The organism is Mesorhizobium sp. M1027, from assembly GCF_040318745.1.
Taxonomy (GTDB): Bacteria; Pseudomonadota; Alphaproteobacteria; order Rhizobiales; family Rhizobiaceae; genus Mesorhizobium.
Genome location: NZ_JAMYMW010000014.1, coordinates 175,605 through 193,165, shown reverse-complemented (window position 1 = coordinate 193,165; position 17,561 = coordinate 175,605). Strand labels below are relative to the sequence as shown.

The 17,561-nt window shown below is 62.8% G+C and carries 21 protein-coding genes; 9 read left to right on the top strand and 12 right to left on the bottom strand.

Going from position 1 to position 17,561, the window contains the following annotated elements:
- Positions 1-51: 51 nt before the first annotated feature.
- Positions 52-1,587: a histidine ammonia-lyase gene (gene hutH, locus NKH50_RS25155; RefSeq protein WP_352881637.1), complete on the bottom strand. Its 1,536-nt coding sequence runs from the start codon at positions 1,585-1,587 to the stop codon at positions 52-54.
- Positions 1,584-2,819 (bottom strand): imidazolonepropionase, encoded by a 1,236-nt coding sequence (gene hutI / locus NKH50_RS25150; protein WP_352881634.1) that lies wholly within the window; start codon positions 2,817-2,819, stop codon positions 1,584-1,586. The genes hutH and hutI overlap by 4 nt, the downstream gene beginning before the upstream one ends.
- Before the next feature lie 98 nt (positions 2,820-2,917).
- On the opposite strand from hutI, the gene NKH50_RS25145 reads away from it, so the two are divergent.
- Both NKH50_RS25145 and hutC read left to right on the top strand, forming a co-directional pair.
- Positions 2,918-4,270 carry a formimidoylglutamate deiminase gene (locus NKH50_RS25145; RefSeq protein WP_352881631.1) on the top strand — a complete coding sequence of 451 codons (1,353 nt, stop codon included), beginning with the start codon at positions 2,918-2,920 and terminating at the stop codon, positions 4,268-4,270.
- Positions 4,267-5,028, top strand: a complete 762-nt coding sequence (hutC, locus tag NKH50_RS25140; protein WP_352881627.1) for a histidine utilization transcriptional repressor HutC — start codon at positions 4,267-4,269, stop codon at positions 5,026-5,028. The genes NKH50_RS25145 and hutC overlap by 4 nt, the downstream gene beginning before the upstream one ends.
- 176 nt (positions 5,029-5,204) lie before the next feature.
- Here hutC and NKH50_RS25135 read toward each other — a convergent pair whose 3' ends face one another.
- Positions 5,205-5,549: a RidA family protein gene (locus NKH50_RS25135; protein ID WP_023674415.1), complete on the bottom strand. Its 345-nt coding sequence runs from the start codon at positions 5,547-5,549 to the stop codon at positions 5,205-5,207.
- A gap of 212 nt (positions 5,550-5,761) precedes the next feature.
- Here NKH50_RS25135 and aztA point away from each other — a divergent pair, with 212 nt between their 5' ends.
- From aztA to NKH50_RS25115, 4 genes are all read left to right on the top strand, one after another.
- Positions 5,762-6,568, top strand: coding sequence for a zinc ABC transporter ATP-binding protein AztA (gene aztA / locus NKH50_RS25130; protein ID WP_352650302.1), 807 nt, complete (start codon positions 5,762-5,764; stop codon positions 6,566-6,568).
- Positions 6,568-7,443, top strand: a complete 876-nt coding sequence (gene aztB, locus NKH50_RS25125) for a zinc ABC transporter permease AztB (RefSeq protein ID WP_254817491.1) — start codon at positions 6,568-6,570, stop codon at positions 7,441-7,443. The genes aztA and aztB overlap by 1 nt, the downstream gene beginning before the upstream one ends.
- Positions 7,444-7,465: 22 nt before the next feature.
- Positions 7,466-8,407 (top strand): zinc ABC transporter substrate-binding protein AztC, encoded by a 942-nt coding sequence (gene aztC, locus NKH50_RS25120; protein WP_352703227.1) that lies wholly within the window; start codon positions 7,466-7,468, stop codon positions 8,405-8,407.
- Between the two features lie 182 nt (positions 8,408-8,589).
- On the top strand, positions 8,590-8,928 hold the full coding sequence (locus NKH50_RS25115) for a protein tyrosine phosphatase family protein (RefSeq protein ID WP_352703229.1): 339 nt from the start codon (positions 8,590-8,592) through the stop codon (positions 8,926-8,928).
- 9 nt (positions 8,929-8,937) lie between these two features.
- On the opposite strand, the gene NKH50_RS25110 is transcribed toward NKH50_RS25115, so the two are convergent.
- Positions 8,938-9,405: an Lrp/AsnC family transcriptional regulator gene (locus NKH50_RS25110; protein ID WP_352703232.1), complete on the bottom strand. Its 468-nt coding sequence runs from the start codon at positions 9,403-9,405 to the stop codon at positions 8,938-8,940.
- 139 nt (positions 9,406-9,544) lie between these two features.
- On the opposite strand from NKH50_RS25110, the gene hppD reads away from it, so the two are divergent.
- On the top strand, positions 9,545-10,657 hold the full coding sequence (gene hppD / locus NKH50_RS25105; RefSeq protein WP_352881623.1) for a 4-hydroxyphenylpyruvate dioxygenase: 1,113 nt from the start codon (positions 9,545-9,547) through the stop codon (positions 10,655-10,657).
- A gap of 50 nt (positions 10,658-10,707) precedes the next feature.
- The gene (locus NKH50_RS25100) at positions 10,708-10,932 is read left to right on the top strand and encodes a type II toxin-antitoxin system Phd/YefM family antitoxin (RefSeq protein ID WP_352636607.1); all 225 of its coding nucleotides are present in this window, start codon (positions 10,708-10,710) and stop codon (positions 10,930-10,932) included.
- A gap of 19 nt (positions 10,933-10,951) precedes the next feature.
- Here NKH50_RS25100 and NKH50_RS25095 read toward each other — a convergent pair whose 3' ends face one another.
- From NKH50_RS25095 to hmgA, 7 genes are all read right to left on the bottom strand, one after another.
- Positions 10,952-11,263, bottom strand: a complete 312-nt coding sequence (locus tag NKH50_RS25095) for a BrnA antitoxin family protein (RefSeq protein WP_352881621.1) — start codon at positions 11,261-11,263, stop codon at positions 10,952-10,954.
- 123 nt (positions 11,264-11,386) lie between these two features.
- Positions 11,387-11,935 (bottom strand): DinB family protein, encoded by a 549-nt coding sequence (locus tag NKH50_RS25090; protein WP_352703239.1) that lies wholly within the window; start codon positions 11,933-11,935, stop codon positions 11,387-11,389.
- 1 nt (position 11,936) lies between these two features.
- Complete coding sequence (locus NKH50_RS25085) at positions 11,937-12,224, bottom strand: hypothetical protein (protein WP_352703241.1); 288 nt, start codon at positions 12,222-12,224, stop codon at positions 11,937-11,939.
- Positions 12,225-12,261: 37 nt separating this feature from the next.
- Positions 12,262-12,555: a hypothetical protein gene (locus NKH50_RS25080; protein ID WP_352881618.1), complete on the bottom strand. Its 294-nt coding sequence runs from the start codon at positions 12,553-12,555 to the stop codon at positions 12,262-12,264.
- Positions 12,552-13,574, bottom strand: a complete 1,023-nt coding sequence (locus tag NKH50_RS25075; protein WP_352703245.1) for a fumarylacetoacetate hydrolase family protein — start codon at positions 13,572-13,574, stop codon at positions 12,552-12,554. Before NKH50_RS25075 ends, NKH50_RS25080 begins: the two co-directional genes overlap by 4 nt.
- Before the next feature lie 47 nt (positions 13,575-13,621).
- On the bottom strand, positions 13,622-14,521 hold the full coding sequence (locus NKH50_RS25070) for an MBL fold metallo-hydrolase (protein ID WP_352881616.1): 900 nt from the start codon (positions 14,519-14,521) through the stop codon (positions 13,622-13,624).
- Positions 14,522-14,531: 10 nt separating this feature from the next.
- The gene (gene hmgA, locus NKH50_RS25065; RefSeq protein ID WP_352703250.1) at positions 14,532-15,845 is read right to left on the bottom strand and encodes a homogentisate 1,2-dioxygenase; all 1,314 of its coding nucleotides are present in this window, start codon (positions 15,843-15,845) and stop codon (positions 14,532-14,534) included.
- Positions 15,846-15,997: 152 nt separating this feature from the next.
- Between hmgA and NKH50_RS25060 the strand changes: the two genes are divergently transcribed.
- Positions 15,998-16,435, top strand: a complete 438-nt coding sequence (locus NKH50_RS25060) for a MarR family winged helix-turn-helix transcriptional regulator (RefSeq protein ID WP_352739213.1) — start codon at positions 15,998-16,000, stop codon at positions 16,433-16,435.
- A gap of 67 nt (positions 16,436-16,502) precedes the next feature.
- Here NKH50_RS25060 and tdh read toward each other — a convergent pair whose 3' ends face one another.
- Entirely contained in the window at positions 16,503-17,537 is a 1,035-nt protein-coding gene (gene tdh, locus NKH50_RS25055; RefSeq protein WP_352881612.1) for an L-threonine 3-dehydrogenase, read from the bottom strand.
- Positions 17,538-17,561 lie beyond the last annotated feature (24 nt).

Genomic DNA, 17,561 nt, shown 5'->3' with positions numbered 1-17,561 from the left:
GGCAGGACAGAGGGGGGCGCGACAGAACGCGGCCTGTGATGGTGAACCGTCTCACGACGTCACCCCCGGCAGCTTTACCGCGCTTGCCGCTTCGACCGCCGCGCCGCTGCGTATCATGGCGATGGCCTTCTCCATGTCGGGGTGGAAGTGCCGGTCGTTGTCGAGATGGGGCACCTCTGCCCTGACCAGCCGGCGCACCGCCTCCAGTGCCGCGCTCGAGGCCAGCGGTGCGTGGAAATCGCAGCCTTGCGCGGCGGCCAGCAATTCGATGCCGATGACGGCCGTCGCATTCTCGACCATGCCGATGAGGCGGCGCGCGCCATGCGCCGCCATCGAGACATGGTCTTCCTGGTTGGCCGAGGTCGGGATCGAATCGACGCTGGCCGGATAGGCCTTTTGCTTGTTTTCAGAAACCAGTGCTGCCGCCGTGACCTGAGGGATCATGAAACCGGAATTCAGACCCGGCTTCGGCGTGAGAAAGGCCGGCATGCCCGACAGCGCCGGATCGACCAGCATGGCGATGCGCCGCTCCGACAGCGAGCCGATCTCGCAGACGGCGAGTGCGATCATGTCGGCGGCGAAGGCGACCGGCTCGGCATGGAAATTGCCGCCCGAAAGTGCGGAGTCGTCCTCGGCAAAGATCAACGGATTGTCGGTGACGCCGTTGGCCTCGGTGCCGAGCGTCTCGGCGGCCTTGCGGAGCACGTCGAGCGCTGCGCCCATCACCTGCGGCTGGCAGCGCAGGCAATACGGATCCTGCACGCGCTCGTCGCCGACGCGGTGCGATTCACGGATAGCGCTGCCGGCCATCAAATTGCGCAACGCCTCGGCCGTCTCGATCTGGCCGCGATGTTTCCGGAGCAGATGGATGCGTGGATCGAACGGAGCGTCGGAGCCCTTGGCGGCATCGGTCGACAGCGCGCCGGCGACCAGTGCCGACTGGTAGAGCACTTCCGCCTCGAACAAAGCGGCAAGCGCATAGGCGGTCGAAAACTGGGTACCGTTGAGCAGCGCCAGGCCTTCCTTGGCGCCAAGTGTCACCGGCTCCAGGCCGTGCGAAACGAAGGCGACCTTGGCGGGAAAGCGGCCATGCGGGGTAAAGCACTCGCCGACGCCGATCATCACGGCGGTCATGTGCGACAGCGGCGCAAGGTCGCCGGAAGCGCCGACCGAGCCTTGCGCCGGCACCACGGGGATAACGTCGTTGGCCAGCATCGCCTCGATCAGTTCGATCGTCCGCGGCCGCACGCCGGAGGCGCCCTGTGCCAGGCTGGCCAGCTTCAGGGCCATCATCAGCCGGCAGATTGCGACGGGCATCGGCTCGCCGACGCCGGCGGCATGAGACAGCACGATGTTTCGCTGCAACGTTTCCAGATCGGCGGCGGGGATGCGGACGCTGGCCAGCTTGCCGAAGCCGGTATTGATGCCATAGACCGGCTCGCCCTTGGCAACGATCCTGGCGACGGCCTCGGCACTGGCCTTGATCTTCGGCCGGCAGGCATCGTCGAGCCTCAGTGCGGCGCCGCGATAGATGGCGCGCCAATCGGCCAGCGTGGCATTGCCCGGCCTTAGCTTGAGTTCGGTCATTGTCCCCTCCAGATGCGGGCATGCAGCGGGTTGAAGCCCATGCGGTAGACGAGTTCGGCCGGGCGCTCGACGTTCCAGATCGCCAGATCGGCGGATTTTCCGGCCTCCAGCGTGCCGGTCTGTCCAAGCAGCCCGAGCGCGCGGGCAGCCTCGCGGGTAACGCCGGCAAGGCATTCATCGACGGTCAGGCCAAACAATGTCGCGGCCATGTTCATGGTCAGCAGCAGCGAGGTCAGCGGCGACGTGCCGGGATTGTTGTCGGTGGCAACGGCCATCCTGACGCCATGCTGGCGAAACAAGGCGATCGGCGGCTTCTTGGTCTCGCGGATGAAGTAGTAGGCGCCGGGCAGGATGGTCGCCACGGTTCCGGCCTTCGCCATCGCCGCCGCACCGGCCTCGTCGGTGTATTCGAGGTGGTCGGCCGATAGCGCACCATAGCGCGCCGCAAGTTCGGCGCCGTGCAGATTGGACAGCTGGTCCGCATGGAGCTTGACCGGCAGGCCCGCCGCCTTTGCGGCATCGAACACGCGGGCGATCTGCTCCGGCCAAAAGGCAATGCCTTCGCAAAAACCGTCGACGGCATCGGCCAGGCCCTCGGCAGCGACGGCCGGCAAAATCTCGTTGGCGACAAGATCGATAAAGGCGTCCTTGTCGCCTTTTGCTTCGGGCGGCAGTGCATGAGCGCCGAGGAAAGTGGTCCTGACCACCACCGATCGCTCACCGCCCAGCCGTCGTGCGGCGCGCAGCGACTTCTTCTCGTTTTCGAGGTCGAGACCGTAGCCGGATTTAATCTCGACGGCGGTGACGCCTTCGGCAATCAGCGCATCGAGGCGAGGCAGCGACTGGCCGACCAGTTCGTCCTCGCTCGCCGCGCGCAACGCCTTGACCGACGAGACGATGCCGCCGCCGGCCTTGGCAACCTCCTCATAGGTGGCGCCGGCCAGCCGCATCTCGAATTCATTGGCACGGTTGCCGGCGTGGACCAGATGGGTGTGGCAGTCGATCAGGCCGGGCGTAATCCAGCGGCCTTCGCAGTCGGTCGCCTCGGCGCCCTCGCGGAGAGCCGCCGGCATGTCGACTTCCGGCCCGGCATAGACGATCCGGCCGTTGCGCACGGCGACCGCACCGTGGTCGACGACGCCTGACCCGGCGCTGCTTTCGGCCATGGTCGCGAGGCGCGCATTGCGCCAGAGGCGAAGCTCTCCTGCCCGGCTTTTGCTCTCTGCAGCCATCATCTTTTCCGTTTCAATAGGTGACGATTATGTATATACATATGAAAAGGCACTGCAAGCGCTATCATCGCACGGCAGACCGGGATTTGGAGAAAAACGTGACAGCAATCTTTGCGGAACAGGCGCTTCTGCCCGACGGCTGGCACAGCAATGTGCGAATCGTCATCTCCGACGGCAGGATCGCCACGGTCGAGGCGAATACCTCGCTCCTGCCTGGCGACGAGCGCCGTGCCATCCTGCTATCAGGGATGCCGAACCTGCACAGCCATGCCTTCCAGCGCGGCATGGCCGGCCTTGCTGAATTGCGCGGCCCTTCCGCCGATAGTTTCTGGAGCTGGCGCGAGGTGATGTACCGATTTGCGCTGTCGATGACGCCGGACCAGGTCGAGGCGGTTGCAGCCCAGCTCTATGTCGAGATGCTGGAGGCCGGGTTCTCGCGCGTCGGCGAGTTTCACTATCTCCACCACGACCGCGACGGCCGGCCCTATGTCAACATCGCCGAGATGGCGGAGCGCATCATTGCCGCAGCGTCCGAGACAGGCATCGGGCTGACTTTGCTGCCGGTGTTCTACGCGCATTCCTCTTTCGGCGGCGCTGCGCCAAATGAAGGCCAGCACCGGTTCATCAACGATGTGAACCAGTTCTCGCGGCTTGTTGAGAAATGCCGCGAATCCATTCGCGCGCTGAATCAAGGCGTCGTGGGCGTCGCCCCGCACAGCCTGCGTGCCGTGACACCGGAGGAACTGGAAAACATCACGGTGATGGCGCCGGAGGGGCCCATCCACATCCACATCGCCGAGCAGATGAAGGAGGTCGAGGACTGCCTTGCCTGGTCCGGGGCGCGGCCGGTCGAGTGGCTGCTTGCCAATGCCAAGGTCGACCGGCGCTGGTGTCTCATCCACGCCACCCACATGACCGACACAGAGACGGTGCAAATGGCGAAAAGCGGCGCCGTTGCCGGCCTTTGTCCGATCACCGAGGCCAATCTCGGCGACGGCACCTTTGCCGCGTCCTTGTTCATGCAGCATGGCGGCCGCCTTGGCATCGGCTCGGATTCAAACGTCCTGATCGGCCTGCCGGACGAGTTGCGGCAGCTCGAATATTCGCAGCGCCTCGCCCACCGCGCCCGCAACGTGCTGGCGGTGGCCGGTGGCTCGACCGGCCGTGCTTTGTTCGATGCAGCGCTCGATGGTGGCAGTGCCGCGTTGGGCGCCGGCCCCTCGCAGATCGCAGCAGGTGCCCCGGCCGATTTCGTCTCGCTCGACGGCAAGCATCCATCGCTGGCCGGCAAGACGGGCGATACAATCCTTGACGCCTGGATTTTTGCCAACGGCACCAAGATCGATTGCGTCTGGGTGCATGGCAAGAAACTGGTCAGCGGCGGCATGCATGCCAGGCGCGATGCTATCGCCGAGCGGTTCCGCAAGGTGATGACGGCGCTTTCGGCATGAGTATGATCGCGACAATAAGCGCGGATTCTGGAAGCGCGGCCGGCGGCGAGGCTCTTTCGCTGCACCAGCGCATCCTGTCGGACATCAGCGAACGGATCCTGTCGGGTGCCTGGGCGCCCGGCCACCGCATTCCGTTCGAGCATGAACTGACGGCCGAATACAATTGTTCGCGCATGACAGTGAACAAGGCGCTGTCGCAACTGGCCAAGGCCGGGCTGATCGAGCGCCGGCGTCGTTCGGGCAGCTTTGTCCGCCGGCCGCAATCGCAGGCGGCCGTTCTCGAAATCCACGACATCCGGATCGAGGTCGAGGCACTTGGCTTGCCCTACCGCTATGAGCGCATGGCGCGAAGCGGAAGGCGCAGCAGCGCCGACGACCGAGCCCTGCTGGAACTCGACGTCGCCGGGCCGGTGCTGGCGCTGGAATGCCTGCATTTCGCCGGCAAGCGGCCGTTTGCCCACGAGCAGCGGCTGATCAACCTGGCTGCCGTGCCGGAGGCCGCCGAAGAGGCCTTTTTCGAGACCGCGCCCGGTCCGTGGCTGATCGGGCGCGTGCCGTGGAGTGCCGCCGAGCATCGCATTCGCGCGGTTGCCGCCGAAAAGCACATCGCGGCGGCGCTCGACATCGAGACCGGCGCGCCGTGCCTGGTGATCGAGCGGCGGACATGGAGCGCCGAGCACCCCGTCACCCATGTCCGCTTTACCTATGCGGCAGAGAACCACACGCTGGTGGCAAGGTTCACGCCATCGCAGGGGTGAGCTCCTAACCCTCCCCCTTGAGGGGAGGGTCGCGGAGCAAATTGCCGCGCGGCGGCATTTTGTGACGCGGGGTGGGGTCGGAGCAACCTCGCCGACCCCACCCCGTCTCGCAGTCTCCGCTTCGCTTCGACTACTCGCCGACCCTCCCCTCGAGGGGGAGGGTTAGAGCCGCATTCTCAAATCGCCGCGGTAACAATGATCTCGACCAGATATTCCGGTCCGGCAAGTTTCGCTTCGCCCGTGGCGCGGGCCGGCGTGTTGCCCTGCGGCACCCATTTGTCCCATTCCGCGTTCATCTCGGCAAAGGTGCTCATGTCGGCCAGCCAGATGATCGCCTGCAGGATCTTGGTTTTGTCGGTGCCGGCCTTGGCCAGCAATTCGTCGATCGCCGCCAGAATGTCCCTGGTCTGGGCACCGACATTTCCGCCCGGCTTGCCGACCTGACCGGCCAGATAGACGGTGTTGCCGTGGATGACGATCTGGCTCATGCGTGGGCCTACATCGATGCGACGAATGCTCATTGGATATTCCTTCTCCTCTTGTCAGCTGCGCCTGTTTAGGGGCCGGGTTCGCCGGGAGCAAGGCCGCTCGAGCGGAACTTCTTGAGCCAAGCCAAAGCACACAACATGACGGCCCGGCCGCAATTCCGCCCGATTGGCTTGTTGACTAATGTAATAACATCACATATCGAATCCGCCCCTGCACCACCGATCGTCGCCCCATGGATCGTCACATGAGCCAAACCTGCCTGACCTTCCGCGACCTGACGCTGGGCTACAACAGCCATCCTGCGGTCCACCACCTCAATGGTACGATCCGCAAGGGATCGCTGACGGCGGTCGTCGGCGCCAACGGCTCCGGCAAGTCGACGCTGATGAAGGGCATCGTCGGCGTTCTGAAGCCGATGGCCGGCGCGGTGATCCGGGCGCCCGGCGTGCGCGCCGCCTACCTTCCGCAGCAATCGGAGCTCGACCGCTCCTTTCCGGCCCGTGTCGTCGACCTGGTTTCACTTGGCCTATGGCCGCGGCGCGGCATGCTCGGCCGTTATACAAGGGAAGATCGCGACTCGGTCAGCGAGGCGCTGATGGCCGTCGGCCTCGGCGGTTTCGAGAAGCGCCCGATCGACACGTTGTCGGGCGGCCAGCTGCAGCGCACGCTGTTTGCCCGCGTGCTGTTGCAGGATGCCGAGCTCATCCTGCTCGACGAGCCGTTCAACGCCGTCGATGCCAAGACGGTCGGTGACCTGATCGCGCTGATCAAGCGCTGGCACGGCGAGGAGCGCACGATCATGGTTGTGGTCCACGATCTCGATCTGGTGCGGCAGAATTTCCCCGAAACACTGCTGCTGGCGCGCCAGCCGATCGCCTGGGGAGAGACTAAGGAGACGCTGCGGCCGGAGAATTTGTTGCGTGCGCGCCGTTTCCACGAAGCCTGGGAGGATAACGCGCCATGGTGTGAGCCCGGCGAGCATGATCACCAGCACAGTGGCCACGGGCATGACCATGACCATCATCACGGCCCGGGGCCGAGGGCGGCGTGATGGACGTGCTCTACGGTCTGTTCGTCGCTCCGTTCGCCGACTACGCCTTCATGCAGCGGGCGCTCGCCGGTTCGATGATGCTGTCGCTCGGCGCCTGCCCGGTCGGCGTGTTCCTGATGCTGCGGCGCATGAGCCTGTCCGGCGACGCCATGGCGCATGCCATCCTGCCGGGTGCTGCCGCCGGCTTCCTGTTCTATGGCCTGGAAATCCTGCCGATGACTATCGGCGGACTGATCGCCGGCATCATCGTGGCGCTCGGCGCCGGCGCCGTCTCGCGCTTCACCATCCAGCGCGAGGATGCCTCGATGGCGGCCTTCTATCTGATTTCGCTGGCCATCGGCGTGCTTATGGTGTCGATCCGCGGTTCCAGCGTCGATCTCATGCATGTGCTGTTCGGCACCGTATTGGCGCTCAACAACGAGGCGCTGACGCTGATCGGCGGCATCGTCGTGGTGACGCTGGCCAGCCTCGCCATCTTCTGGCGGGCGCTGGTCGCCGAATGCCTCGACCCTTTGTTCCTGCGCTCGGTCAGCCGGATGGGCAGCCCGGTGCATTTCATCTTTCTCGGCCTCGTCGTGCTCAATCTCGTGGGTGGTTTCCAGGCGCTCGGCACTTTGCTGTCGGTCGGGCTGATGATGCTGCCGGCGGCGGCGGCCCGCTTCTGGACGTCGCGCGTCGAGCCGATGTGCGTGTTGGCCACAGTGATCGGCTTTGCCTCCTGCATTGCCGGGCTGCTGTTGTCCTACCATGCGTCACTGCCCTCCGGCCCGGCGATCATCCTGTCCGCCGGCGTCGTCTATTTCGCCTCGATCCTGTTCGGCACGCGCGGCATCCTGCGCGCCCGCATCGTCCATCACCGCCACAGAACTGCCTGATCCCAACAAGGAGAAACTGTCCATGCTGAAATCGATCCGCACCGCGTTGGCCGTGAGCGTTATAACATTAACCGCCCTTGGCGCTTCGTCGGCCTTTGCTGAGCCGTTGAAAGTGGTCGCCAGCTTCACCATCATCGCCGATTTCGCCAAGAATGTCGGCGGCGACCGCATCGATCTGACCACCATCGTCGGGCCGGACGGCGACGCCCACGTCTACGAGCCGAGCCCTGCCGATGCGGTGGCCATGGCCAAGGCCGACATCGTGCTGGTCAACGGCCTGCATTTCGAAGGTTTTCTGCAGCGCCTGGTCGACGCCAGCGCTACCAAGGCTTCGATTGCCGTGCTGACCAAGGGGGTCACGCCGATCAATTTCAAACCCGAATTCGCCGAGGCCGACGCCGCCGAAGGCGCGGAAACCGATGGCGGCAAGACGGTCACCGATCCGCACGCCTTCCAGTCGATCGCCAACGCCAAGATCTATGTGAAGAACATCGCCGACGCCTTTTGCACGGCCGACGCTGCGGGTTGCGACAGCTACAAGGCCAATGCAGCCGCCTATACGCAAAAGCTCGATGCGCTCGAGGGCGAAGTGCAGGCGGCGATCCAGTCGATCCCGCAAGAGAAGCGCGTCGTCATCACCTCGCATGATGCCTTCGGCTATTTCGAGAAGGCCTATGGCTTGACCTTCCTGGCCCCGGAAGGCGTGTCGACCGAGTCGGAGCCTTCCGCCGCCGACGTGGCCAAGCTGGTCAGCCAGGTGAAGCAGGACAAGGCGGCGGCGATCTTCGTCGAGAACATCACCAATCCGCGGCTGATCGAGCAGATCGCCAGCGAGACCGGCATCAAGGTGGGCGGCACGCTCTATTCCGATGCGCTGTCGCAGTCCGACGGCCCGGCCGCGACCTATATCGACCTGATGCACAACAACATCGCCCAGATCAAAGGCGCGATCCTCGGCAGCTGAGCGATCGACCTCGTTCATCCAGCCGGGCTGGCGTATGGCGCATCCAAGCACACGCGGCGCCGTCCGGCTGGATTTCCGGCATCGAAATCTCTATCTGCGCGGATGGATTTCTTTTCGCGCGGATTGCCGACCGGGTCAGGGAGTGGCAAGACTGCCGCTAACCAGATTGCGAGGACACCGCCATGGAATACCGACAGATCAGCGAGGACTATTCGGTCTCGGGCCAGATCCAGCCCGAGGACGTCGCGACCATCAAGGCCGCCGGCTTCAAAAGCGTGATCTGCAACCGGCCGGACGATGAGCAGCTCGGCCAGCCATCGGCCGACACCGTCAAGGCGGCGGTCGAGGGCGCCGGGCTCGCCTTCCGCTACATCCCCGTCATCAGCGGCCAGATCACGGCAGAGAATGTCGAGGACCAGGCCGAGGCGCTTGAGGAACTTGAAGGCCCGGTCTTCGCTTACTGCCGTTCCGGCGCCCGCTGCACCAATCTTTATGGGCTGATCCAGCAGTCGAAGGGGTGACATTCGCCCTCAGATCGGTAGCGCGCCGGTTTCCTTTAGCGTCTCCAGCACGATCGCCGTCTTCACGTGCTGCACGGATTCGTGCGGCAGCAGCACGCTGTTGACGAATTCCGACAGCGACTTCAGGTTGGGCGTCACCACTTTCAATATATAGTCCATCTCGCCCGTCAGCGCGTGCGCTTCCTGCACCTGCGGCAGCCGCGCCACCAATTCGCCGAAACGCCGCGCATTGTCGCGGTTGTGAGTGGCAAGCGTCACCGAGATGACGTTGACAAGGGAAAAGCCGAGCTTGTCGCGGTCGAGCACCGCCCGGTAGCCCTTGATATAGCCGTCCTCCTCCAGCCGCTGGCGACGGCGCGAGCATTGCGACGCCGACAGGTTCACCCGTTCCGAGAGGTCGTTGTTGGTCAGGCGTGCATCGCCCTGCAGCAGAGCCATTATCTTGCGGTCAAACTGGTCGATGCGCGCCTCATCCATGGGTTTCTCTCCATACATGCACAATTCACGCATTACCTGATCATTTCAAGCGTTTGAATGCAAGCACCATGCACTGCGTCCTTGCTATCATTAGGTTGAGATGGCCTTTCCAGGCCAAACAGTTTTGGAGGACACTGCCATGGGTCCCTTCCCGCACGACGCACCGCCCGCCAAGATCAGCAAGACCAATCCCGCCGGCACCGACGGCTTCGAATTCGTCGAATTCGCGCATGCCGAGCCAGAAAAGCTCGCCGAACTGTTCACCCGTATGGGCTATGTGCCGGTGGCCAAGCATCGCAGCAAGAACATCACCGTCTGGCGGCAGGGCGACATCAATTATGTCGTCAATGCCGAGCCCGGCTCGCATGCCATGAAATTCGTCGACAAGCACGGCCCTTGCGCCGCCTCGATGGCCTGGCGGGTGGTCGATGCAAGGCATGCCTTCGATCACGCGGTGGCCAAGGGCGCGACGCCCTATGAAGGCTACGACAAGACGCTCGACGTGCCGGCGATCGTCGGTATCGGCGGATCGCTGCTCTATTTCATCGAAACTTACGGCGAGAAGGGCTCGGCTTACGACGCCGAGTTCGACTGGCTGGGCGAGCGCGACCCCAGGCCGGAAGGCGTCGGCTTCTATTATCTCGACCACCTGACCCACAATGTCTATCGCGGCCAGATGGACAAATGGTGGGATTTCTATCGCGACCTGTTCGGCTTCAAGCAGATCCACTTCTTCGACATCGACGGCAAGATCACCGGGCTGGTCAGCCGCGCCATCACCTCGCCCTGCGGCAAGATCCGCATTCCGCTGAACGAGTCCAAGGACGAGACCAGCCAGATCGCCGAATATCTGAAGAAGTATAATGGCGAGGGCATCCAGCACATCGCCGTCGGCACCGACGACATCTACGGCGCCACCGACAGGCTGGCTGCCAACGGCCTGAAGTTCATGCCGGGCCCGCCGGAGACCTATTACGACATGTCCTCTGCCCGCGTGAACGGCCATGAAGAGCCGATTGAACGTATGAAAAAGCACGGCATCCTGATCGATGGCGAGGGCGTCGTCGACGGCGGCACGACCAAGATCCTGCTGCAGATCTTTTCGAAAACCGTGATCGGGCCGATCTTCTTCGAATTCATCCAGAGGAAGGGCGACGAAGGCTTTGGCGAGGGCAATTTCCGCGCTTTGTTCGAATCGATCGAGCAGGACCAGATCAAGCGCGGCGTGCTGAAGGTTCAGGCGGCGGAGTAGGCTAACCGGCCGGACTTGCGATTCGGTCAGTAGTAGCTCAGACTTTGGCCATGAACATTGCTATCGCAGAGGCCAAGGCAAGACTGTCGGAACTCGTCAGCCGCGCGGAAGCTGGCGAAGAGATTGTGATTACCCGTCGCGGCAAGGTTGCGGCTCGCCTCGTGCCGCTAGCCGTGCCCGAGTCCCTGCCTCGTGTCGGCGCCATGAAGGGCAAAATCAGGATTGCCGACGATTTTGACGAACTCGGTCCCGAATGGGACGGGTATGCCAAATGACGCTGTCACAGGCAAACGTCTATTTGGCGAGGCCGGCGGCTTTGCGCAGAATCTCGTTGATGCGGCTCTGCCAGCCGGGGCCGCCGGCACGAAAGTGGGCGACTACGTCACTGTCGAGACGGAGTGTTACCTGCTTCTTCGGATTATCGAGAGCCGGCCGGCCGCGCGAACGGCGAATGCTTTCGGCAAGCTCAGGGAATGCTTTGGCGAAAGGACGAGCGTTTCGAAAATCCTCCTCTGTCCATTCCGGATTCTCCGAAACGGCTTCCCAGTCCTCTTTGCTGTAGCCGCGACCAGCTTCGAACTCGGTGCGCACCTTACGCTTTGCCATTGAACAATCTCCTTTCCGCGGGACTTGCCGGGCGCATCGAAATTTTCGAGATGGCGTCCCAAACGATCTTCATCAGAATTTATGTACCTACAATAATTAAGTCAATAATTTTCGTAACTACAACTAATTGCGACCTTCGAGCACCAACCTCTCGACCTCGGCTTTCCTGAGTTTCAGATCATAATCGAGGAAAAACTCGTCGAGTTGCGGCGGTTTCACCGAGGTGCCCGACAGCATCGCGTGCACTTGGCCGCGATGATGGATGTCGTGGATGAAGAGATGGGCGAGCAGGTCGCCGATCCGTTCCGGTATCATGCCGTCCTCGCGCCGATCGGTGACGACGCGGCGCTCGAGATCGTCCGCCGACAGGCGGTCGCAAAAGGCGATCAGCCGCCGGTCGGCCTCCGTCCGCTTGCCAAAGAGCGCGTCCGCTTCGTCGAAGAGCAAGAACTCATCGTAGGCCGCGGCGCCGACGCCGCCCTCTTCGAGAAAATCGAGATAGAGGTGATCGACCGCCAGGATGTGGTTCAGCGTTGCCTTGATCGACGGAAAGAAGCTCGTCCGTTCGGCTTCGAATTCGCCGGGCTCAAGCTGCAGCACGGCGCGGTAGAGCCGGTCGTTCGACCAGAGATTGTTGGCTGCCATGCGCCGAAAATGGTTCAGCAGGTCCATGTTACACACCAGCCCAGGCAATCAAATTCACAGCGATACCGATAGCACCTATGGCTAGCAGACGAGCGATCATACCGCGGCGCAGCGCTTGCGTTTCAACATCGCTCGCAACATCCCGATTCATAACGACGTTAGCAAACTTCGGCCGATGCGCCACGCTACTGAAGTTACGAAGTCCTTCAGATCGATCCTCGACCTGACGGCAGACCCGGATGGCCGAAATCAAAAGCCAGGCAGCAGCGATGCCAGAAATTCCCACAATCCAAAGGTAAGTAGCGGTGTAAGGCATCTTGGGGTCCACCAGCGTTAGGAACGATTGAGCTAGATCACGCCGGTGACCGGACCAAAGACAAGCCTGCCCACATTAGCAGGAATCCAGCCAAAACAATCAGCAGCAGCCCGATCATGCGCCGCCGCATGGCTTGCGTTTCCTGGTCCAGCGCGACATTCGTGTTGGTGACGGTGTGAAACATCATCGCCTTGCGCGGAAAGCCGCTGCGGTTGGTCAGGCCGGGCGAGCGCGCCTCGATGCGATAGCTCAGGCGGATCGCCAGGATGAAGATCGCCAGCATGACAAGGGCCCAGACACCGCACAGCAGATAGAATGTCTCGCCCGTCATTCTCTTGCCCCCTCGTACTTCTCGACCTTCTGCTCGATGGCGCCGAAGATCGAATGCCCGCCCCGGTCCTTCATCTCGATACGCACGGTGTCGCCAAAGCGCAGGAACGGCGTTTTCGGTTCGCCGGTTTCGATGGTCTCGATCATACGCAGCTCGGCGACGCAGGAATAGCCGGCGCCGCCCACCGAGACAGGCTTGCCCGGCCCGCCGTCGAGCTTGTTGGAGACGGTGCCCGAACCGATAATAGCGCCGGCGGCCAGCGGCCGCGTTTTTGCGGCGTGAACAATCAGCGCCGGAAAGTCGAAGGTCATGTCGATGCCGGCGTTCGCCCGGCCGAACGGTTTGCCGTTGAGATCGACCAGCAGCGGCAGGCTGACCTTGCCGCCGTCCCAGGCATCGCCCAGCTCTTCCGGCGTTACCGCTACCGGCGAAAAGGCCGATGACGGCTTCGACTGGTAGAAGCCGAACCCCTTGGCAAGCTCAGGTCCGGTCAGGCCGCGCAGCGTCACATCGTTGACCAGCATGACCAAGCGGATCGCTGCCCGCGCCTCTTCGAGGCTTGCGCCCATCGGCACATCGTCAACTATGACCGCGACCTCTCCTTCCATGTCGATGCCAAGGGTCTCGTCGGTCATGCGGATTGGCTCCCGCGGTGCGAGGAAAGCGTCCGAGCCGCCTTGGTAGATCAGCGGATCGGTCCAGAAGCTTGCCGGCATCTCGGCGCCGCGCGCCTTCCGCACCAGCTCGACATGGTTCACATAGGCCGAGCCATCGGCCCATTGGTAGGCGCGCGGCAGCGGCGAATGGGCGTCATGCTCGTGAAAGCGGGCAAACGGCACCGCATTATTCTCCAGCGATTCAGCCATGGCAGCGAGATGCGGCGCGATCCGAAGCCAGTCGTCAAGCGCGGCCTGCAGCGTCCGCACCAGAAACGAAGCATCGGTAAACCGCGTCAGGTCGCGCGAGACGACGACAAGCTTTCCGTCGCGCGTCCCATCCTTCAATGTGGCAAGCTTCATGCGGTTTCCTCTCTGGCGCAGCTTTGGTGCTGCTTTGATTTTTTGTTCTACGCATGATCTCTTCCGAAAACCGGTTTCCACTTTTCGGGATCATGCTCCAGCCCCACAACAAGGCCGTCGCGTGCGATCGTCAAGTCGCCGGCCCATGTTTTCCTGACGGCGGCAATCCAGTCGGCCTCGTCGATCTCGGGATCGTCGGCGGGAATGAGATGGTTGAGCACCAGTCTTTTGACGCCTGCGTCGCTGGCGATGCGGCCCGCTTCCTCGGCAAAGCTATGGCTGGCAAGCAGGTGTTCCCTCAGCCTTGCGCCGTTGCCGGTCTTCGCGACCAGCCGCTCGATACCCCCTTCCAGCATGGCCTCGTGGACCAGGACGTCGGCGCCTTGGGCGAAATCCGCCAATGGCGGAAAGAACGCCGTAGCCGACGAGAAGACGATGCTTTGCCTCGCATAGTCGAAGCGCAGCGCAAAGCAATCCGTCACCGGCGGGTGGTCGACACGCAGCGCCGATATTTTGAGACCGCGCTCTTGCGCCACCTGGCCTTCATCAAATTCGACGATCGAAACCAGGTCGCGGAGATCCGGCCTGCCTTCATCGGCGATGCGGATCTCGATGTCGAACTCCATCGCCTGGCAAAAGCGCTGCCAATAATGGCCGGTGCCGGGCGGGCCGAATACGGTGACCTTTGTTGCCAGGCCGGCCGTCCATGCAGTGTGGATCAACGGTCCGAGTTCCAGCACATGGTCGGAATGCAAATGCGTGATGAAGATCAGGTCGAGCGCCTTCAGGCTGATGCCGGCACCGGTCAGCCCGCGCGTTACGCCCAGCCCGCAATCGACGACGATGGTGCGGCCGCCAATCTCCAGCAGTGAGGAACTCGGCCACGGCCCGCCCGGCCGCAGCGCGGGACCACCCTTCGAGCCAAGAAGCACCAGACGATCCGTCACGCGACGGCGCTCAAGACCAGTCGCCCTCGGGCGTGCCGTTGAAGCGCTTCTTCAGGCCGGCCCAGCAGTCGATGTAATTGTCCTGCCGGGTTTCGAGCTCGGCGCCATAGCGGGTCACCATCTGCGGAAAGCGTGTCTCGAACATGAAGGCCATGGTGTTGTCGAGCTTGACCGGTTTCAGCTCCGCGCGCGAGGCTTTTTCGAAGCCAGACGCATCGGGTCCGTGAGCCAGCATCATGTTGTGCAGACTGATGCCGCCCGGCACGAAGCCCTCTTCCTTGGCATCGTACTGACCATGTATGAGGCCCATGAACTCGCTCATGATGTTGCGGTGATACCAAGGCGGCCGGAAAGTGTTTTCCGCCACAAGCCAGCGCGGCGGGAAGATGACGAAATCGATATTGGCGGTGCCTTCCTCGCCGCTCGGCGCGGTCAGCACGGTGAAGATCGACGGATCGGGGTGGTCGAACAGGATCGCACCGACCGGCGAGAAGGTCGCAAGATCATATTTGTAGGGCGAATAATTGCCGTGCCACGCCACTACATCCAGCGGCGAATGGTCGATGTCGGTGACATGGAACTGGCCACACCATTTCGCGATCAGCCGGCACGGTGTCTCCTTGTCCTCGAACCAGGCACAGGGCGTCTTGAAATCGCGCGGATTGGCCAGGCAATTGGCGCCGATGGGGCCACGATCCGGCAGCGTCAGCTTGGCGCCGTAATTCTCGCAGACATAGCCGCGCACTTCGGCATCCACCAGTTCGACCTTGAACACCAGACCACGCGGCAGCACGGCGATCTCGCCCGGCCTGAGTTCGATGACCCCCATCTCGGTGACGAAGCGCAAGGCTCCAACCTGCGGGACGACCAGCAACTCGCCGTCGGCGTTGAAAAAATGATCGTCGACCATCGAGCGATTGGCGACATAGACGTGTGCCGCCATGCCGGTCTGGCCGAGCACGTCGCCGGCGGTGGTGATCGAGCGCATGCCGGCAATGAAATCGGTCGGCTCCTTCGGCATCGGCACCGGGCTCCAGCGATACTGGCCGAGTGCGAGCTGGTGGTCGCCGACGTTCGGCGCGCTTTTCCAAAGCGGATAATTCGCCGCTTTGAAGCGGCCGGTGTGCCTGACGCTCGGTCTTATCCGATAAAGCCAGGAGCGCTCATTGGTGCCGCGCGGCGCGGTGAAAGGAGAGCCCGAAAGCTGCTCGGCATAGAGGCCGTAGGCCGGCCGTTGCGGCGAGTTTCGCCCTTGCGGCAGCGAGCCCGGCAAAGTCTCGGTTTCGAAGTCATTGCCGAAACCCGGCATGTAGGAGTAGGCCATAGAACCCTCCCGAATTCATGGTCTCGTAGCATCGTTTGCGCATCCGCAAAGATGCTCCGGGTTGACCATACCGGTTTCATTTGTAACCATTGAAAATGTAACCATCAACGGTGATTTCGCCAAGCCGCCAGCATCCCCAGTCAGGGCCAACCATGGAAATCCTTGAGCTGGAATCCTTCCTGCCTTACCGGCTCTATCGGCTTGCCGATGCCGTCAGCCGCGAATTCTCAAGGATATACAAGGACCGTCACGGACTGACCCGGCCCGAATGGCGCACGCTGGCCGGGCTTGGACAGCACGGCACGATGACGGCGACGGCGCTCGGCGAGCAATCGGCCATGCACAAGACCAAGGTTTCGCGCGCGGTCGCCGAGCTCGAACGGCGCCGCTGGCTCAGCCGGACGCCTGACGAAAAAGACCGCCGTGTCGAGCATCTGGGGCTGACCAAGGCTGGCGTTGCCGCCTATCGCGAGATGGTGCCGCTGGCGAAGGAGTTCGAACGGGAATTGCTGGCAAGATTGAGCCCCGCCGAGCGTGTGGCCATTGTCGGCGGAGTGGCAGCACTGGAGGCGGCATTGGCGAAAAGCTAGGTTCCTGCCAGAATTACAGGCACCTTGGCGGGACAGCTTTCAGTTCGCACCGTGTTCCTTCGGGCCTTCACCAGTCCATGACCACCTTGCCGGAATTGCCGCTCTTCATCGCTTCGAAGCCGGAAATATAGTCGTCGATGCCGATGCGGTGGGTGATCAGGCCGCTGACATCGAGAGGACCCTGCACCAGCGCAATCATCTTGTACCAGGTCTCGAACATCTCGCGGCCGTAGATGCCCTTCAGATGCAGCATCTTGAAGATGACCTTGTTCCAGTCGATCTCGAAGCCGGTCGGCGCGATGCCGAGAATGGCGATCTTGCCGCCATTGTTCATGGTATCGATCATGTCGCGGAATGCCAGTGCGGCACCGGACATTTCAAGACCGACGTCAAAACCCTCGGTCATGCCGAGCGCCGGCATGATATCGCGCAGCTTTTCTTTCGAGGCGTCAACGACATGCTGGACGCCGAGCTTTTTTGCCAGTGCCAGGCGCACCGGGTTGATGTCGGTGATGACGACTTTTCGCGCGCCGACGCATTGCGCCACCAATGCGCCCATGATGCCGATCGGCCCGGCGCCGGTGACTAGCACGTCCTCGCCGACGAGGTCGAAAGATAGTGCGGTGTGAACCGCATTGCCTAAGGGATCGAAGATTGCCGCGATCTCGTCCGGCACGTCGTCGGGGATCGGCACGACATTGTGCTGTGGGATCGCCAGGTATTCGCCGAAGGCGCCCGGCCGGTTGACGCCGACGCCGAGCGTGTTGCGGCACAGATGCCCCCTGCCCGCCCGGCAGTTGCGGCAATGGCCGCAGACGATATGGCCTTCGCCGGAGACACGCTGGCCAACCTTGTATTCGGTCACCGCCGCGCCGAAATCGGCGACCGAACCAACGAATTCATGCCCGGTCACCATCGGCACCGGCACGGTCTTTTGCGCCCACTGGTCCCAATTGTAGATGTGGACGTCGGTGCCGCAGATCGCCGTCTTCCGGACCTTGATCAGCACGTCGTTGGGGCCGATCTCCGGCACCGGCACCTCTTCCATCCAGATGCCCGGCTCGGCCTTGGCCTTCACCAGCGCCTTCATCATGTTCGACATTCTGCAGTCCCTTGAAGGTCTTGA

Coding starts and splice junctions, on each gene's coding strand:
- hutH (WP_352881637.1), bottom strand. CDS start 1,587: ATGACCGAACTCAAGCTAAGGCCGGGCAATGCCACGCTGGCCGATTGG.
- hutI (WP_352881634.1), bottom strand. CDS start 2,819: ATGGCTGCAGAGAGCAAAAGCCGGGCAGGAGAGCTTCGCCTCTGGCGC.
- hutC (WP_352881627.1), top strand. CDS start 4,267: ATGAGTATGATCGCGACAATAAGCGCGGATTCTGGAAGCGCGGCCGGC.
- NKH50_RS25135 (WP_023674415.1), bottom strand. CDS start 5,549: ATGAGCATTCGTCGCATCGATGTAGGCCCACGCATGAGCCAGATCGTC.
- aztA (WP_352650302.1), top strand. CDS start 5,762: ATGAGCCAAACCTGCCTGACCTTCCGCGACCTGACGCTGGGCTACAAC.
- aztB (WP_254817491.1), top strand. CDS start 6,568: ATGGACGTGCTCTACGGTCTGTTCGTCGCTCCGTTCGCCGACTACGCC.
- aztC (WP_352703227.1), top strand. CDS start 7,466: ATGCTGAAATCGATCCGCACCGCGTTGGCCGTGAGCGTTATAACATTA.
- NKH50_RS25115 (WP_352703229.1), top strand. CDS start 8,590: ATGGAATACCGACAGATCAGCGAGGACTATTCGGTCTCGGGCCAGATC.
- NKH50_RS25110 (WP_352703232.1), bottom strand. CDS start 9,405: ATGGATGAGGCGCGCATCGACCAGTTTGACCGCAAGATAATGGCTCTG.
- hppD (WP_352881623.1), top strand. CDS start 9,545: ATGGGTCCCTTCCCGCACGACGCACCGCCCGCCAAGATCAGCAAGACC.
- NKH50_RS25100 (WP_352636607.1), top strand. CDS start 10,708: ATGAACATTGCTATCGCAGAGGCCAAGGCAAGACTGTCGGAACTCGTC.
- NKH50_RS25095 (WP_352881621.1), bottom strand. CDS start 11,263: ATGGCAAAGCGTAAGGTGCGCACCGAGTTCGAAGCTGGTCGCGGCTAC.
- NKH50_RS25090 (WP_352703239.1), bottom strand. CDS start 11,935: ATGGACCTGCTGAACCATTTTCGGCGCATGGCAGCCAACAATCTCTGG.
- NKH50_RS25085 (WP_352703241.1), bottom strand. CDS start 12,224: ATGCCTTACACCGCTACTTACCTTTGGATTGTGGGAATTTCTGGCATC.
- NKH50_RS25080 (WP_352881618.1), bottom strand. CDS start 12,555: ATGACGGGCGAGACATTCTATCTGCTGTGCGGTGTCTGGGCCCTTGTC.
- NKH50_RS25075 (WP_352703245.1), bottom strand. CDS start 13,574: ATGAAGCTTGCCACATTGAAGGATGGGACGCGCGACGGAAAGCTTGTC.
- hmgA (WP_352703250.1), bottom strand. CDS start 15,845: ATGGCCTACTCCTACATGCCGGGTTTCGGCAATGACTTCGAAACCGAG.
- NKH50_RS25060 (WP_352739213.1), top strand. CDS start 15,998: ATGGAAATCCTTGAGCTGGAATCCTTCCTGCCTTACCGGCTCTATCGG.
- tdh (WP_352881612.1), bottom strand. CDS start 17,537: ATGTCGAACATGATGAAGGCGCTGGTGAAGGCCAAGGCCGAGCCGGGC.